The following is a 1,428-nucleotide window of genomic DNA, read 5'->3' on the forward strand; positions in this document are numbered from 1 at the left end:
TATGTACCCTGCGGTAATCCTGTATACGTTAACGTTGCTGCATTAAAGGTTCCTAATGCTGGAACTATACCATACGTTAATGGATTGATACTATTACTTATCTCTGTAATCTGAATCTCTCCTGTGCTACTTCCGTTACAAATATCATCTACACTTGCTACTCCTGTGAAATTAGGCTCTATTCTGTCTGCAACTACAACAGCTACTGTATTTGAACATACTGGCGTTGCTGCCATATCAAATACTTCAATTGTATATGTATCTGCTGTTGATACTGCAAAGGTTACTGTAGTTGTTGCTCCTATATTTGTTTGTGCTACAATTGTCCCTCCTAAACTATTCGTTACAGCATAATCATAATTACCTGATCCTGATGTAATGTTAATCTCTATGACTCCATCTGGACTTGCATTACAGTCTATATTCTTTGTCTGAATTGCTGTAAAGATTAAGTTAGGAGTAATTGTTATTAATGGACTTCCAATAGCGGTTCCTGGACAACTGTTACTATCTACTACTGATACTGAATAATCACCTGCTGCTACATTGGTAAAGGTATGTGCTGCTGTACCACTTGCTGTGGATACTATAGCACTCGTAGCTGTGTTAGTTAAGGTGAAGGTATACGTACCTGTTCCTCCTGTTGGAGTTACCGTAATACTTCCTCCTGTACTACTATCACATGAATTATCATTCTCTACTACTGTAAATTCAACTAATGTAGTATTTGCAACGGTTTCTGTTACGGTTACCTCACATCCGTTTGCATCTCTTACCGTAATATCATACGTACCTGACGTTAAATTGTTAAATACGTTATTACTGCTAAATGCTACTGCTGGTGATGTTCCTGATACTGGTGTTAAACTATACGTATAACCTCCCCATCCGTCTGATCCTGTTGCTGTGATGCTTCCGTCTCCTCCATTGAAACAACTTACACCTACCGCGTTCGTTGTTAATGCTAACGGATCTGTTGGCTCATCTATCGTTACCATTGGTGAAGTTACCGGACAGAATGGACTATCAGTCATTGTTACTGCTACATAATAAACACCTGCTGCTAAGCCTGAGATAGATACTGGTGTACCTCCAACTCCTACTCCTGTGATTCCTGTTGAGCTACTTGTAGCGTTATTAATAACATCATATGTATAATTACCTGTGTATACTGAACTTACACTGAAATCAAATTCAAACGCTCCTTCATTACTTCCTACACACGCTACATCATTTGTCTTATTTACATCTAAATTAAATGTTGGTGCTTCTTCTACTAAAATACTCGTCGTTAATACACATCCTGTTATTGGATTGGTTATCGTTACTGTATATGTATCGGCTGGAACTCCAGTGAAACTTACTGGTGAAGTGCCTGATTGCGTATCTGTATAAGCTGTGTTTACTCCTGTTATTACAACATCTGCT

At 38.4% G+C, this 1,428-nt stretch carries 1 protein-coding gene; it reads right to left on the reverse strand.

The window, feature by feature from the left end:
* A partial coding sequence (locus C7447_RS14640; RefSeq protein ID WP_211354931.1) for a hypothetical protein occupies positions 1-1,428 on the reverse strand: 1,428 nt, incomplete at both ends.

It is taken from the genome of Tenacibaculum adriaticum, assembly GCF_008124875.1.
GTDB lineage: Bacteria > Bacteroidota > Bacteroidia > Flavobacteriales > Flavobacteriaceae > Polaribacter > Polaribacter adriaticus.